Annotated in this window: 16 protein-coding genes, 1 tRNA gene and 1 riboswitch; of the genes, 7 read left to right on the forward strand and 10 right to left on the reverse strand. The window is 65.8% G+C overall.

The window, feature by feature from the left end:
* Both ACK59X_RS03335 and cysM read right to left on the reverse strand, forming a co-directional pair.
* Positions 1 to 420: NUDIX hydrolase (locus ACK59X_RS03335; protein WP_409955163.1), on the reverse strand; the 420-nt coding region annotated here is incomplete at its 3' end.
* Positions 421 to 510: 90 nt separating this feature from the next.
* The gene (gene cysM / locus ACK59X_RS03340) at positions 511 to 1,413 is read right to left on the reverse strand and encodes a cysteine synthase CysM (RefSeq protein WP_409955165.1); all 903 of its coding nucleotides are present in this window, start codon (positions 1,411 to 1,413) and stop codon (positions 511 to 513) included.
* Between the two features lie 41 nt (positions 1,414 to 1,454).
* Between cysM and ACK59X_RS03345 the strand changes: the two genes are divergently transcribed.
* Positions 1,455 to 1,539: transfer RNA gene (locus ACK59X_RS03345), tRNA-Leu, on the forward strand.
* Between the two features lie 105 nt (positions 1,540 to 1,644).
* Here ACK59X_RS03345 and ACK59X_RS03350 read toward each other — a convergent pair.
* Positions 1,645 to 2,133, reverse strand: a complete 489-nt coding sequence (locus tag ACK59X_RS03350) for a hypothetical protein (RefSeq protein ID WP_409955167.1) — start codon at positions 2,131 to 2,133, stop codon at positions 1,645 to 1,647.
* 741 nt (positions 2,134 to 2,874) lie between these two features.
* On the opposite strand from ACK59X_RS03350, the gene ACK59X_RS03355 reads away from it, so the two are divergent.
* Positions 2,875 to 3,099: a hypothetical protein gene (locus tag ACK59X_RS03355; RefSeq protein WP_409955169.1), complete on the forward strand. Its 225-nt coding sequence runs from the start codon at positions 2,875 to 2,877 to the stop codon at positions 3,097 to 3,099.
* A gap of 12 nt (positions 3,100 to 3,111) precedes the next feature.
* Here the strand turns inward: ACK59X_RS03355 and ACK59X_RS03360 are convergent, their stop codons facing one another.
* Positions 3,112 to 3,783 (reverse strand): GntR family transcriptional regulator, encoded by a 672-nt coding sequence (locus tag ACK59X_RS03360; RefSeq protein WP_409955170.1) that lies wholly within the window; start codon positions 3,781 to 3,783, stop codon positions 3,112 to 3,114.
* Between the two features lie 174 nt (positions 3,784 to 3,957).
* Here ACK59X_RS03360 and pcaC point away from each other — a divergent pair, with 174 nt between their 5' ends.
* Entirely contained in the window at positions 3,958 to 4,356 is a 399-nt protein-coding gene (gene pcaC / locus ACK59X_RS03365; RefSeq protein WP_409955172.1) for a 4-carboxymuconolactone decarboxylase, read from the forward strand.
* Positions 4,357 to 4,389: 33 nt separating this feature from the next.
* Here the strand turns inward: pcaC and ACK59X_RS03370 are convergent, their stop codons facing one another.
* The 3 genes from ACK59X_RS03370 to ACK59X_RS03380 form a co-directional block, all read right to left on the reverse strand.
* Entirely contained in the window at positions 4,390 to 4,596 is a 207-nt protein-coding gene (locus ACK59X_RS03370) for a hypothetical protein (RefSeq protein ID WP_409955174.1), read from the reverse strand.
* Positions 4,597 to 4,717: 121 nt separating this feature from the next.
* Positions 4,718 to 4,951 carry a hypothetical protein gene (locus ACK59X_RS03375; protein WP_409955175.1) on the reverse strand — a complete coding sequence of 78 codons (234 nt, stop codon included), beginning with the start codon at positions 4,949 to 4,951 and terminating at the stop codon, positions 4,718 to 4,720.
* Between the two features lie 227 nt (positions 4,952 to 5,178).
* Positions 5,179 to 6,105 (reverse strand): LysR family transcriptional regulator, encoded by a 927-nt coding sequence (locus tag ACK59X_RS03380; RefSeq protein ID WP_409955177.1) that lies wholly within the window; start codon positions 6,103 to 6,105, stop codon positions 5,179 to 5,181.
* A gap of 208 nt (positions 6,106 to 6,313) precedes the next feature.
* On the opposite strand from ACK59X_RS03380, the gene ACK59X_RS03385 reads away from it, so the two are divergent.
* The 3 genes from ACK59X_RS03385 to ACK59X_RS03395 all read left to right on the forward strand — a co-directional run bounded on the left by ACK59X_RS03385 (position 6,314) and on the right by ACK59X_RS03395 (position 10,667).
* Positions 6,314 to 7,513 (forward strand): acyl-CoA dehydrogenase, encoded by a 1,200-nt coding sequence (locus tag ACK59X_RS03385; RefSeq protein WP_305745166.1) that lies wholly within the window; start codon positions 6,314 to 6,316, stop codon positions 7,511 to 7,513.
* A gap of 105 nt (positions 7,514 to 7,618) precedes the next feature.
* The gene (locus ACK59X_RS03390) at positions 7,619 to 8,872 is read left to right on the forward strand and encodes a CaiB/BaiF CoA transferase family protein (RefSeq protein WP_409955179.1); all 1,254 of its coding nucleotides are present in this window, start codon (positions 7,619 to 7,621) and stop codon (positions 8,870 to 8,872) included.
* A 202-nt stretch (positions 8,873 to 9,074) separates the two neighbouring features.
* Positions 9,075 to 10,667 carry a methyl-accepting chemotaxis protein gene (locus ACK59X_RS03395; protein ID WP_409955181.1) on the forward strand — a complete coding sequence of 531 codons (1,593 nt, stop codon included), beginning with the start codon at positions 9,075 to 9,077 and terminating at the stop codon, positions 10,665 to 10,667.
* 46 nt (positions 10,668 to 10,713) lie between these two features.
* On the opposite strand, the gene ACK59X_RS03400 is transcribed toward ACK59X_RS03395, so the two are convergent.
* The 3 genes from ACK59X_RS03400 to ACK59X_RS03410 all read right to left on the reverse strand — a co-directional run bounded on the left by ACK59X_RS03400 (position 10,714) and on the right by ACK59X_RS03410 (position 13,244).
* Positions 10,714 to 11,211: a 6,7-dimethyl-8-ribityllumazine synthase gene (locus ACK59X_RS03400; RefSeq protein WP_409955183.1), complete on the reverse strand. Its 498-nt coding sequence runs from the start codon at positions 11,209 to 11,211 to the stop codon at positions 10,714 to 10,716.
* 186 nt (positions 11,212 to 11,397) lie between these two features.
* Positions 11,398 to 11,571, reverse strand: a riboswitch (FMN riboswitch).
* An 83-nt stretch (positions 11,572 to 11,654) separates the two neighbouring features.
* Entirely contained in the window at positions 11,655 to 12,140 is a 486-nt protein-coding gene (locus ACK59X_RS03405; RefSeq protein ID WP_409955185.1) for a hypothetical protein, read from the reverse strand.
* Between the two features lie 126 nt (positions 12,141 to 12,266).
* Complete coding sequence (locus ACK59X_RS03410) at positions 12,267 to 13,244, reverse strand: LysR family transcriptional regulator (RefSeq protein WP_409955187.1); 978 nt, start codon at positions 13,242 to 13,244, stop codon at positions 12,267 to 12,269.
* A gap of 146 nt (positions 13,245 to 13,390) precedes the next feature.
* Here ACK59X_RS03410 and ACK59X_RS03415 point away from each other — a divergent pair, with 146 nt between their 5' ends.
* Positions 13,391 to 14,401 (forward strand): TRAP transporter substrate-binding protein, encoded by a 1,011-nt coding sequence (locus ACK59X_RS03415; protein ID WP_409955189.1) that lies wholly within the window; start codon positions 13,391 to 13,393, stop codon positions 14,399 to 14,401.
* Positions 14,402 to 14,529: the final 128 nt, after the last annotated feature.

Genomic DNA, 14,529 nt, shown 5'->3' on the forward strand with positions numbered 1-14,529 from the left:
CCCCATGCGGGCGGCCCCCAGCTCGGGCGAGTGCTTCACTTCCCCGTGCGCCACCACATGGTAGGCGCGGAGGCCCTGGTTCAGGCGCAGGAAGTCGTACGCCCCCACCCGCGTGGTGGCGGTCACGTCGAGGTTCGTCTCTTCCTTGACCTCGCGGGCGATGCCTTCCTGGGGCGACTCACCCGCCTCCATGAAGCCGGTGATCAGCGCGAACATCTTGCCCGGCCAGGCCGCGTTGCGGGCCAGCAGCACCTGCCCGTTCACTTCCACAATGGCGGCCAGCACCGGCGTGGGGTTGTTCCAGTGCGTCCAGCCGCAGGCCGGGCAGCGCAGGCGCTGCTTGTCGCCGCCATCCTCAGCCACGGTGATCAGGGCCAGCGGCGTGCCGCAGTGGGTGCAGTAACGGGTTTCGTAGTGCATTTTGCTCTTGATTTTATAGCATCAGCCGCCAAGGCCGCGGGGCGGCTGGCGCGGGTGCTTCATCGTAAGGGAGAGGCCGCGCCGGCGCTGTCACGCAGGAAAGACGCCTGTGGACAGGTAGCGGTCGCCCCGGTCGCAGACCACGAAGACGATGGTTGCATTGCTCACGCGCTGCGACAGCTGCAGCGCCGCCCAGCAGGCGCCGGCCGCGGAGATACCGCCGAAGATGCCCTCTTCGCGCGCCAGGCGCCGGGCCATGTCCTCGGCATCGTCTTGGCTCACGTTCACGGTTTCGTCCACGGCACGCGGGTCGAAGATCTTGGGCAGGTATTCCTGCGGCCACTTGCGGATGCCGGGGATGCGCGAGCCCTCCTGCGGCTGCGCGCCGATGATCTGGATGCTGGCGTTCTTTTCCTTCAAGAACCGCGACACACCCGTGATGGTGCCCGTGGTGCCCATGGCGCTCACGAAGTGGGTGATGCGCCCGTCCGTCTGCTCCCACAGCTCGGGGCCCGTGGTCTCGTAGTGGATGCGCGGGTTGTCGGCATTGGCGAACTGGTCGAGCACCTTGCCCTCGCCGCGCTTTTGCATGGCCTCGGCCAGGTCGCGCGCATGCTCCATGCCGCCGCTCTTGGGCGTGAGCACCAGGTCCGCGCCAAAAGCCTTCATGGTCTGGGCACGCTCCACCGACAGGTCTTCGGGCATCACCAGTACCATGCGATAGCCCTTGATCGCCGCCGCCATCGCCAGCGCGATGCCGGTGTTGCCCGAGGTCGCTTCGATCAGCGTGTCACCGGGGCGGATGTCGCCGCGCTCTTCCGCACGGCGGATCATGGACAGCGCCGGCCGGTCCTTCACCGAGCCCGCCGGGTTGTTGCCTTCGAGCTTGCCCAGGATCACGTTGCCCCGCGCAGCGTTGTCGGCCGCCCCAATGCGCTGCAGCGCCACCAGCGGCGTCTTGCCAATCGCGTCTTCAATCGTCGGATATTTCATGCGCCCTACTGTGCCATAATTTGAGTCTTCACGAATTCCCTGCCCGGGTGGTGAAATTGGTAGACGCAGGGGACTCAAAATCCCCCGCCGCAAGGCGTGCCGGTTCGATTCCGGCCCCGGGCACCATAGTTTCTTTGCTATGGTTTTAGGAATGCGGTCCGCATTCCATTCCGAAAAGTTGAGCAGGTCGATGTTCAGACCCCACCTCAACTGGCCGCAGATCCTCTACCGTTATGGTGGATTTGTGCCCAACTCCCCCACAACGTGCAGAAGGCCTCGCGCCAGGATTCGCACACCTCCCAGGTTGAATCTAGGGGCGACCTTACCCTCGTACCAATAGCGGACATCCTCAAAGTAGTTAGCACACTCTGCCAGCAGCGGCTTCAATTCGTCGCCGGTGTGCTGCAGAAACCGCCCTTCGAGATCAGCCTGTGTGGCCGACGCCAACTTGTCAAACATCATGTCCAAGCGGTGGCCTCGAATTCGAACATTGGAGTCGATTGGCGGCGGGTGCATCACCCCCCGGCCTACCGAGGTTGGAGCGCCGCTGGCAGAGGCGTCGATTGCCTTGAGGCTCAGTTCCGCGCTGAACGCATAGTTGACGAGCAGCGGCATTGCGTACTCGACCTGGCCGGCGCTCCAGACATGCTCGGCCGCTCGATAGAACTGTTCAGCCGTTTCCAATATCGTTCTGCTGGGTTGAAGCCGCTTGCTCGTCATTGCTGGTCCTTGCGCTTGGAATTTGGGGTCTCTCTCTGTTAGGCGCACAGTCGCCTATGTGCTGAACCCCTTCCACTGCATCGGAGAGGCAGTCCCCGCACTTGGTGCTCCTATCGGTGGGCCCAGTGCGTTCCCGGGCAAAATCTCAGCGCAGGAGGGAAACGAATGCGTTGGATTGCTGTCGCTGTGGCACTCATGCCGCTTCCGGCGTTGGCGTGCCTGGAGAAACCCACGTCGTCATGCAGCGGCGTGAACCTCACCACTGTACTTGGAGTGGTCGCGGCAAGCTGCGCCTTGGGCTGGGTTGTGCACCGTGTGTTGGGCACATCTGGCCAGCACACACCTGAGGTAGCGGTCATGATCGCCACGATTGCGGGTTTGTTTGGCGGCCCACTACTGTGGTTCATCTTTACGCGCTTATAGCCTTACCCCCCAGAAAAGCCAGAGCCGGTAGATCGACGCCTTTGAAGTTGAAACGTGTGGCTCCCCCCGGCAGCGCCTGCTCCGCATTTGCCCCCCTTCCATAGAAAAGGGAAACAGCCCAAAATGCGAAGCCGACTGCCCGTGCCCCAGCCGAAAGGCGTACTGGTTCGATTCCGGCCCGGGCACCATGGCTTGCTTGCTATGGTTTTTTGATGAGCGTTCCGCACCTTGCCACGCCAGGCAGATGCCCGAGACGTTCACCTTCTTGACTTGAATGCTGCTGCGGCGCCGAGAAACCGGCAATCGGGAGGTCCTTCAATGTTCGAAACAGGCCGATGGAATGTGACCGACCCGACCGGGCGACAGGTGGGCGTGGTCGATGGCGACGAGTACGTGCGCGATGGCGAACACCTGCTCTACCGCATCGACGGCAATGAACTCTACTCTGCGGGCCCCGAGGGGCGGCTGTACGGCTTCATCGAGGGCGACCTGGTGATTGCACCCGCGACCAGCGCGTTGCTGCTGCGATTCAGCCAGGAATAAGCCAGCGCCCTTCTACTCCTGGTGCTCCATGCTGCGGAGCACATTCTCCCCTGCCTTCTGCACATGCGCGGCCGACAGCCTGGCTGCCGCCTCGCCATCTCCGCGCTCGATGGCCGCTACCATGGCATTGAGCTCCTGCAGCGTATGGGGCAACCGCTCGGGCTGGGCCATGGAGATGCGGCGCAGCACCGTCACGCGGTTGTTGAGCTGGCGCAGCATCTGGCCGGCGACCAAGTTGCCGCAGCCGTCGACGAGGATCTCGTAGAACTGGTTTTTCACCTGGAGCAGCCGGGCCCGGTCTTGCGCGAGGGCGGGTTTGGCCAGTTCGTTGAGCTTGGCGCGCAGGGCGCGCACCTGCTCGGGCGAGGCGTGGAGGGCGAAGGCACTGGCGGCCAGGCTTTCGAGGTGGGCGCGGACTTCGTAGATGTCGCGCACCTCCTTGGGCGAAATGGTGGTCACCTCGGGTCCGCGGTGGGGGACGATGGTGATAAGCCCTTCGGCCTGCAGGTGCTGCAGGGATTCGCGCACGCAGGAGCGGCTGACCTCCAGGCTTTCGCACAGCTCGCGCTCCGAGAGCTTCTGGCCGGGTGAGAACACCCCGTCCACGATGGCCTGGCGCAGCGCGCTGGTAGCGCGCTCGCGCAGGGAGGTTTCTTCACGGGGCACACGGAGCATGGCGGTCATGGCTTGATCCTAGCGGATCCTCCCGCAATCAGATTGTCGGACACACCTACAAAGCTTGCCGCCAACCCAGGGCATGTCATATGATTGTCTGACAATCTTATTGTATTTTCACCACGGTTCCCTGCTGCACCGTTTTCCAGCCGACCTTTACCTAACTACCCACCAGGAGCTTTCATGACCCGCGCCCTAGCACCCAAGAACCCCGCCCTGTTCGACCAGGGCCTGTCCACCCGCCGCGAGGTGCTGGGCGCCGAGTACGTCGATGCCGCAGTGCGCAACGCGACCGATTTCAACATCGACATGCAGGAGATGGTGACCCAGTACTGCTGGGGCGATGTGTGGAACCGGCCGGGGCTGGACCGCAAGACGCGCTCGTTTCTGAACCTGGCCATGCTGACGGCGCTGAACCGCCCGCACGAACTCAAGCTGCACGTGCGCGGCGCCCTCAACAACGGGCTGACGCGCGACGAGATCAAGGAAGTGTTCTTGCAGACCGCCATCTATTGTGGCGTGCCCGCAGCCATCGACTCCTTCCGCACGGCTGCGGAAGTGTTCAAGGAAATGGACGCCTGAGCCCCGGCCAGGGCGTAGGCGCAAGGCAGTAGGTCAAGGCTTGCGCGCGCCCGAGGCGATCTCGTCCAATGCCTGCATGGCCTCTTCGCGGGTGTCCCAGCCGTTGTGGGTCACGGGCGTGTTGTGCCCATCGACCACGAGGTTGTTGCAGTAGAAGCGGCCCGACTGCTCGCGCAGCGTGGCCGAATAGGTGGAACCGTCGTGTTCACCGAAAACGTTCTCTTCCTGCGGGTCTTGCATCGGGGTGCGCCTCCTTGTGCAGGCACATTGTGCACAAACCCGCCGGGCTGGCGTGTAGGCGCAGCGCGCAGGCAGTACACCGACCTGTGCGGCCGATGCCCTTGCCCGCGGCAGTGGCCGATCAGTTGTTTTGTCGCCGCACCAGATGTCGGCCAGTCTCTGTGATGGACAGCTGGCCCGAAGCGTTCTTTGCGATGTAGCCATGCTCGTACAAGCGCCCGGACATGTGCTCCTTCATCGCGGATATCACGCTGATGTTCTCGATTTCGAGGTGCTTGAGGGTGGCGAGTTCGTCCACCGTGGGCTCGAAAATGGGGGCATGGTAGGTGGCGTTGTAGTTGGCATTCAACAGCATGGCGGCTCCTTGGTGAAATAGTGAAGGTATGAGGTGCCTGCAAATCCTCCAGGGCTGCTGCCTTGGGGGCTTGCACTGGGTATGACTCTGCGGCACCGCAGTTGTTCCGTTCCACTTTTCTCTTCGGGCTGTAGGACCAGGCTGCACGCCTTGCTGGATCGACCGCCCGTGCCACCAGCGTAGACCTGTCCGCCTGCGGGCGCAAGCGGGTGCGCCCTCGCCAACGCTCAAGGCGCCTGCGCCGCCTCCAGCAGCCATTGCGAAAACGCTGCCAGCACCGGCGACTGCACATGCGCCGGGCTCACCAGATAGTAGGCGCGTTCGCCCTGCAGCGGCCGGTTGCAGGCCACCACCAGTTCGCCGCGCGCCAGCTCGGCCTCGATCAGCAGGGGCGGGATCAGCGCCACGCCCAGGCCGCAGGTGGCGGCCACGGCAAGCATGGAGAACAGTTCGTAGCGCGGGCCGTCGAGCGCATGGGGTGCGTCCACGCCCATGGCCTCGAACCACTGGCGCCAGCCGTAGGGGCGCGTGCTTTGCTGCAGCAGAGGCAATTCGGTCAGCACCTGGGGGGCCACCGGCTGGTAGGCTCGGCCCAGGCCGCGCTGGGCTGCCGCTTCGAGCAAGCGCGGGCTGCACACGGGCACCACGTCCTCGTGCATGAGCAACTGCGCGGTGATGCCGGGCCAGTTGGCCACCTGCTCGGCCGTGCCGGCGTAGAGCGCGGCGTCGAAGGGCGCATCGGCATTAAGAATGGGCCTGGTCTGTGTCTCGTTATGGACCTCGTGGTCGGGGTGCTGCTGCGCCAGTTGCGGCAGGCGCGGTATCAGCCAGCGCGTGGCAAAGGTGGGCACCGCCGCCAGCGACAGCGTGCCGCCCTGGCCCTGGTGGGCCATCACGTCCAGGGTGTCGCGCTCCAGCCCCTGCAGCCAGCGCGCCACCTGGCGGCCATAGTGCGCGCCAGCCGGGGTGAGCACCACGCCGTGGCGTGTGCGCCGGAACAGGGCCACGCCGAGGAACTCCTCCAGCGCCTGGATCTGGCGCGACACGGCGCTTTGCGTGAGCGACAGCTCCTGCGCGGCACGGGTATAGCTTTCGTGCCGGGCGGCAACTTCGAAACAGGCCAGGGCCTGGGTGGATGGGATGTTACGGCGCATGCTGAAAAGGAACTTTTTAACACCTCATGGGCAGCTCCACCAAGAGCATTTCCAGGGCATCAGTATTCCATACATTCCCAAAATGCATTTCTGGATGAAAAGAACTCGCTTGCTGGCAGCCGGCGGCGGGCCTACGATGGCACCCATTCGCAGCACGGCCCCGTACCGTGCCCCCTCTTTCATCTGCATCTTCACGGAGACACGCACCATGGCCAAAAACGCCGCCTTCCATTGGGACGACCCCTTTCTTCTCGACCAGCAACTGAGCGACGACGAGCGCATGATCCGCGACGCGGCAGCCGCCTACTGCCAGGACAAGCTGGCACCGCGCGTGCTGGACGCCTTCCGCCACGAGAAGATGGACGTGAGCATCTTCCGCGAGATGGGCGAAGTGGGCCTCTTGGGCCCCACCATCCCCGAGCAGTACGGCGGCCCCGGCCTGAACTATGTGGCCTACGGCCTGATCGCCCGCGAAGTCGAGCGCGTGGACTCGGGCTACCGCTCCATGGCCAGCGTGCAGAGCTCGCTGGTGATGGTGCCGATCTATGAGTTCGGCACCGAAGCCCAGCGCCAGAAGTATTTGCCCAAGCTGGCCAGCGGCGAATGGATCGGCTGCTTCGGCCTGACCGAGCCCGACCACGGCTCCGACCCCGGCAGCATGGCCACGCGCGCCTACAAGGTGGACGGCGGCTACAAGCTCAAGGGCAGCAAGATGTGGATCACCAACAGCCCCGTGGCCGACGTTTTCGTGGTCTGGGCCAAGGAAGTCTCCGAAGGCGGCGCCGTGGGCCCGATCCGCGGCTTCGTGCTGGAAAAGGGAATGAAGGGCCTGACGGCCCCGGCCATCCACGGCAAGGTGGGCCTGCGCGCCAGCGTGACGGGCGAGATCGTGATGGACGACGTGTTCGTGCCTGAAGAAAACGCCTTCCCCGAAGTGCAGGGCCTGAAAGGCCCCTTCACCTGCCTGAACAGCGCGCGCTACGGCATCGCCTGGGGCGCGCTGGGCGCGGCCGAGTTCTGCTGGCACACCTCGCGCCAGTACACGCTGGACCGCAAGCAGTTTGGCCGCCCCCTGGCCGCCAACCAGCTGATCCAGAAGAAGCTGGCCGACATGCAGACCGAGATTGCCATCGGCCTGCAGGCCTGCCTGCGCCTGGGCCGCATGAAGGACGAAGGCACCGCTGCCGTGGAAGCCACCTCCATCATCAAGCGCAACAGCTGCGGCAAGGCGCTGGACATCGCCCGCTTGGCGCGCGACATGATGGGCGGCAACGGCATCAGCGACGAGTTCGGCGTGGCCCGCCACCTGGTGAACCTGGAAGTGGTGAACACCTATGAAGGCACGCACGATGTGCATGCGCTGATCCTGGGCCGCGCCCAGACAGGCATCGCTGCTTTCAGCAACTAAAACAGACAAGGGCGCCCCGCGCGCTTTGCCCCTTTTGCGGCCGCTGCTCCATGCACCATGGTGCAGCGGCCGTCTGTACTTTCACGATCTGCCGTTTCTGACCTTATGACCACATCTCCTGTCGGCGCCCTCGATGGCATCAAAGTCCTGGACCTCTCGCGCGTGCTGGCGGGCCCGTGGTGCACGCAGATCCTGGCGGACCTGGGGGCCGACGTGGTCAAGGTGGAGCGCCCCGGCGCGGGCGACGACACGCGCCACTGGGGCCCTCCCTTCCTCAAGGACGCCGAGGGCAATGACACGAACCAGGCCAGCTACTTCACCGCCTGCAATCGCAACAAGCGCTCGGTCACCATCGACATGGCCACGCCCGAGGGGCAGCAACTGATCCGCGACATGGCGCTGCAGAGCGACATCGTGGTGGAGAACTTCAAGGTCGGGGGCCTGAAGCAATACGGGCTGGACCATGCCAGCCTGCGCGCGCTGAACCCGCGCCTGATCTACTGCTCGGTCACGGGTTTCGGGCAGGACGGGCCGTATGCCGAGCGCGCGGGCTACGACCTGATGATCCAGGCCATGACCGGCATGATGAGCATCACCGGCAAGGCCGACAGCGAACCCGGCGGCGGCCCGCTGCGCGTGGGCGTGGCGCTGACCGACCTGTTCACCGGCGTGTACGCGAGCACGGCCATCGTCGCCGCGCTCAACGTGCGCCACCGCACGGGCGAGGGCCAGCACATCGACATGTCGCTGCTGGACGTGGGCATGGCCATTCTGGCCAACCAGGCCGCGGGCTTCCTGGCCACGGGCAATGCGCCCACGCGCCAGGGCAATACCCACCCCAGCCTGGCGCCCTACCAGGACTTCCCCACGGCAGACGGCTCCATGCTGCTGGCCATCGGCAACGACGGTCAGTTCGCGCGCTTTTGCGCCGCTGCCGGCCAGCCCCAGTGGGCCACCGATGAGCGTTTTGCCAGCAACACGCTGCGCGTGAAGCACCGCGCCGCGCTGATCCCCGCGATGGAAGCCGTGACGCGCACGCGCACCACGGCCGACTGGGTCACCCTGCTCGAAGACAAGGCCGTGCCCTGCGGCCCGATCAATACCATCGCCCAGGCTTTCGATGATGCACAGGTGAAGGCACGCGGCCTGGCCGTGGCCCTGCCGCGCTGGAAGGACGGCGAGGCCGGCGATGGCGTCACCCATATCACCGGTGTGGCCAGCCCGCTGCGCCTGTCGGCCAACCCGCCCACCTTGCGCAACGCGCCGCCGGCCCTGGGGCAGCACACCGACGAGGTGCTGGCCGAGCTGGGGCTGGATGCGGCGCGCATCGCGCAACTGCGTGCATCCGGGGTGCTCTGAGCGTTCGTCTGTCTGGTGCGGGCAACCCGCGCCGCGCCCGCACGATTTGTGTAACACCCATGCTGCAACGCAGCAAAATGCGCACACAAATTCTTACAAGACCCATAATGAAGACCAGAGCCGGGTGCTGACGCCCGCACCGGGGACGCGCCGGGCTCCACCCCCACCGACAAGGTGGCCCGTGGCATGCAAGGAGCCCTGCATGAAGCTCAGTCTCAAACTCCCCCTGGCCTTCACGGCCGCCCTGCTGCTGCTGTTTGCAGCTGCGCTGTTCGGCATCAGCCGCCTGAACCAGGCGCTCAATACCTATGAAACCACCGTGGCGCAGAGCCACGAGCACGAGCGCATGGTGTCGGATGTGCTCAATGGCTTCAAGGTGCAGGTGCAGGAATGGAAGAACGTGCTGATCCGCGGCAAGGACCCGGCCCAGCTCACGCGCTACTGGGCTGCCTTTGAAAAGCAGGAAAAATCCGTCAGCGACCAGGCGCAGAAGCTGCTGGCCGCCCTGCCAGCGGGCGAGGGCCGCGAGCATGTGGCGAAATTCGCCCAGGCGCATGAGCGCATGGGCGCGGCCTACCGCAAGGGCTTCGAGGCCTTCAAGGCCGCAGGGCATGACGTGGAAGCCGGTGACAAGGCCGTGCAGGGCATGGACCGCGAACCCGCGCAATTGCTCGACCAGGCCGGAGAGCTGATCGGCAAGGCCAGCAGCGAAGTGGCCGACCGCGCAGCCACCACCGCATCACGCGCCACCACCATCAGCCTGGCGGTGATGGTGGTGGTGTGCGCGCTGGGCATTGGCGGCGCCATCGCGTTCAGCCGCACCGTGACACAGCCGCTGGGCAATGCCGTGCTGGTGTCGCAGGCCGTGGCCGGTGGCGACCTCACGGTGGCGACCACCGTGAAAGGCAAGGATGAAATCGCCCACTTGCTCAACGCGCTGCACGCCATGCAGGACAGCCTGTCGCATGTGGTGAGCGACGTGCGCGCCAATGCCCACAGCGTGGCCCTGGCCAGCGCAGAAATCGCCCAGGGCAACAACGACCTGTCGGCGCGCACCGAACAGCAGGCCAGCGCGCTCGAAGAGACCTCGGCCTCGATGGAGGAACTCAACTCCACCGTGCAGGCCAATGCCGACAATGCCCGCCAGGCCAACCAGTTGGCGATGAGCGCGTCGACCGTGGCGGTTCAGGGCGGCGACGTGGTGTCCGAAGTGGTGAAGACCATGAAGGGTATCAACGACAGCAGCAAGAAGATCGCCGACATCATCTCGGTCATCGACGGAATCGCCTTCCAGACCAACATCCTGGCGCTCAATGCGGCCGTGGAGGCCGCCCGCGCGGGCGAGCAGGGCCGGGGCTTTGCCGTGGTGGCCAGCGAGGTGCGCAGCCTGGCCGGGCGCAGCGCCGAGGCCGCCAAGGAGATCAAGAGCCTGATCCACGCCAGCGTGGAACGCGTGGAGCAGGGCACGACCCTGGTCGACAAGGCGGGAGCCACCATGACCGAGGTGGTGGCCTCGATCCGGCGCGTGACCGACATCGTGGGCGAAATCAGTGCGGCCAGCACGGAGCAGAGCCTGGGCGTGTCCCAGGTGGGCGAGGCCATCACGCAGATGGACCAGGCCACACAGCAGAACGCCGCCCTGGTGGAAGAAAGCGCTGCGGCGGCGGACAGCCTCAAGCACCAGGCGCAACAGCTGGTGGATGCGGTGGCCGTGTTCCGGCTCAGCGGTGGCGAGCAGGCAGCACGGCCAGCGGCAGCCAGTACAGCGCGGGTGCCGCGGCTGGCCGCCGCGTGATGTTCAAAAGGAGCGGCGCGGCAACGCCCTCCCCGCCCTCTTCAGTTCAATAGGCGCGCAGGTGCGCCATGGTGGCCAGGCAGGCCTGGGCCACTTCGGTCCCCTTCTTCACGAAGTGCTCGCGGAAGAAGCGCACATGCTCCTCGTGCTCATGGAAATCGCGCGGCGTGAGCACGGCCGACATCACCGGCACCTCGGTGTCGAGCTGCACGCGCATCAGGCCGTCGATGACGGCCGTGGTCACGAACTCATGGCGGTAGATGCCGCCGTTGACCACCAGGGCGCAGGCCACGATGGCGTCGTAGCGCCCGGTTTGCGCCAGCTTCTTGGCCAGCAGGGGGATCTCGAACGCGCCGGGCACGTCGAAATGCTCGACCTGGTCGGCTGCCAGGCCGCCGCGGCCGAATTCCGCCACGGCCGCATCGCGGGCCTGGTGGACGATGTCCCGGTGCCAGCTGGCGCAGATCACCGCAACGCGTTCGCCGCGCGGGGCACCGCTGCCGGCAATGGCCGTGACTGCATGGGGAGGGAGAGGCTGATTCATGGATTTTCTCGTACGAAAGAAAAGGATTACCAGAATCAGGGCGCGCGCGAACAAGGCGGCTGCCCACGGCAAGGCGCACGCGCGAGACAACCGGCCCCATGGCGTCGCCGGTCCGAAAACCGGCCACACCCAACGGCGGCAGCCTGCCCACGCGGGCGCCCACACCGGCGGCAGGGGCCCATGGTTTCGCGATCTCTTTCATCCGGACTGTGACCGTCGGCTCTGGCATCGCACCAGATCTGCTGACCCCGCAGCGGCATTGGCCGCAGCGGGCGCTCGCGGGCTCCTGCACCGCGCCGGATGGCCCAGCACTGCACAGATACCGCCGGTGGGGAATTGCACCCCGCCCTGAGAACGCTATCGGACCGAAGGTCTTCAGTCCGACAGAATCATTCTAGGGCAAACCCTGAGAGCTTGCAGTCGCCTGCAAGACGCCGACACCGTCAGCGTGGCTTCTCGAAACCTGCGTCGACCCAGGCCGTGGCGCTGCCCACGGTGAGCTTGAAGCCGGGCGACACCGGCACGCGCGCGATCTCCTCGCCCAGCTCGTCCTCGGCGCGCAGCGTGGCCGTGGCGCCTTCCTCGTCAGGCACGATGGCAAGGGCCACGCGCAGGCGCTGGCCCTGCGCGGTGGTGATGGTGACGTTCTTGTTGAGCTGGGCGTGCAGCTGCTGCTCGTGGCGGCGCAGCACCTCGCTGGCCGTCTTCACCAGGGTGTTGAAGGCCGAGACGTCGAGGGGCTTGGGGTTTTTCTTGTCGCGCCCCATGGTCCAGGGCCCCACCAGCGCGGGCTCGGCCTCACCGTGCAATGTCATGGACACGGCCCAGCCATCGTCGTCCTCGTTCTTGATGACGCGCGCCATCCAGCGCTCGTCGCTCCCCAGGCGCGCTTCGTTGATGGGTTCGGGGATGTCCTGGTCGTCTGGCATGGGGGGAAGTCCCGCAAGGATTCAATGGGAGAAAGGGCGCAGAGCATACCTACCGGCGGCAGCGTCTGTTTTCCAATAACCTTGTGCGATCGATGGAGCGCCTGGGGCACTGCAGGCGGCTCGCGCTCACGGCGCAGCCTCGGCGGGCGGCGCGGAAACGGCGCGCAGCACGTCGATGAAGGCCTGCGCGGCCGGCGTGGGCGGCTCGCCCAGCCGGGTGATGAGGCCGTAGTCCGGCATGCGGTCGGGCAGCTCCACGGGGATGCGCGCCAGCAGCCCCTTCTGGATGTAGCGCTCCACCAGGGCCGAGGGCTGCAGCGAAAGCATGTCAGTGGCCTGCATCATCTCCAACGCGAACAGGAACGAGGGGGTCTCGACCACGCCCGAGGCGAGTGCCAGGCCGTTGCGCCCGAAGATGTCGTCGGACACCTTGCGCAGGGCCGTGGAGGCGGGGTAGAGGATCCAGGGCCAGTGGGACAGCTCCGCCATGCCCAGTTCGCGCACGCCACGCAGCGGGTGGTGCACCCCCGCCACCACCTGCAGCGGCTCACTGGACAGGCGCTCGTACTGGAACTGCGTTCTCTGCGCGTCGTCGGTGAAGCGCCCGATCATGAGGTCGATCTTGCGCTCGGCCAGCCAATCGATGAGCTGGTCGCTGCTCTGCTCCAGCACCTTGAGCACCAGCAGCGGGCGCAACCGCTGGATCTCTGCCACGGAGGCGATCAGCACATGGGCCGCGGACCCGGTGATGGCGCCTATCGTGAGGTGGCCGTGCCCGCCCTGCTTGAGCGCATTGAATTCTTCGACGAATTTGCGGTGCCCGGCCAGCGAGGCGGCCGCATAGCGCAAGGTGAACAGGCCCAGCTCGTTGGGCCGCATGCCGCGCGACAGGCGCTCGAACAGGCGGGACTCCAGGATCTCCTCGATGTCCATCAGGATCTTGGTGGCCGCCGGCTGCGTGATGTGCATCTGCTCGGCCGTCAGGCGCAGGTTGCGCGTCTGGCCCAGGATGTCCAGAAACTGCAGGTGCCGAAAGCGCAGCCGTGCACAGGCCTGGGCCAGGGACAGGGGTTTACCCGGAAAAGGACCTGAAGTCATAAGCATCTGGAATGGATGCTAGCAAAAAAGTGAGTGGACCAGGAGCGGTCCGAAACCTAATCTCTGCCTGCGTTCACGAGGATCCTCCAGAGATCCGAGGGCGCCGACGGGTCCGCCCGGCGTGTCCAGCCATTCCATATTTGGAGACAAACATGACATTCAAAGCACTGGCCCTGGCGGCCACGATCCTGGCCGCCGTGGCCGCCCCGGCTTCGGCCCAGATCAAGGAGCATGTGTTCAAGGTCGGCATCGGCCTCAACGACGACCATCCCCAGGCACTGGCCGTCAAGCACTTTGACGAGCCGCTCGCGGCCAAGAGTGGCGGCAAGCTGGTAGCCAAGCTGTATGCGAGCGGCGCCTTGGGCAACGACGTGACCATGACCTCGGCGCTGCGCGGCGGCACCCTGGAGATGACGATTCCCGACAGCTCGACCCTGATGTCGCTGATCAAGCCCTTCGGCGTGCTGAACCTGCCCCTGACCTTCAACACCGAGCAGGAGGCCGATGCGGTGCTGGACGGCCCTTTCGGCCAGAAGCTGCTGGCCAAGCTGCCCGAAAAAGGCCTGGTGGGCCTGGGCTTCTGGGAGAACGGCTTTCGCCACGTCACCAACTCGCGCCGGCCGATCACCAAGGCCGATGACCTGGCCGGCCTGAAGCTGCGCGTGATCCAGAGCCCCCTGTTCCTGGACACCTTCAACGCCCTGGGCGCCAACGCCACGCCCATGCCCTTCACCGAGCTGTACTCTGCCATGGAGCAGGCCGCCGTGGACGGCCAGGAGAACCCGCCCGCCACCATCCTGTCGAGCAAGTTCTACGAGGTGCAAAAGCACCTGGTGCTGTCGCGCCACATGTACAGCGCCTGGGTGCTGCTGATGTCCAAGAAGGCCTGGGATGGCCTCTCGGCCCAGGAGCAGAAGATCGTGCAGGAGGCTGCGCGCGAGGCCACGCTGTTCGAGCGCAAGACCATCCGCGCATTCAGCGAGACGGCACTGGGCGAGCTCAAGAAGGTGGGCATGCAGGTGACCGAGCTGCCGCCGGCAGAGCAGGCCCGCATGCGCGCCAAGCTGCAGCCGGTGCTGGCCAAGTACGGCAGGGGAGTGGGGGAAGCGACCACCGGCGAGTTGTACGCCGAACTGGCCAAGGTGCGCGGCACCGCCAAGTGACACCGGCCGGCGCGGGCGCCGCGCCGGCCTCTTTCTCTTTTTTGCTGAATGCACCCCATGGACAAGACACCCCGCCGCCCGTTCCGGTCGCGCGACTGGTTCGCCGACCCCGAGCGCTCGGACATGAC

The organism is Acidovorax sp. (assembly GCF_046339755.1).
In the GTDB taxonomy this organism is placed as follows: domain Bacteria; phylum Pseudomonadota; class Gammaproteobacteria; order Burkholderiales; family Burkholderiaceae_C; genus Acidovorax.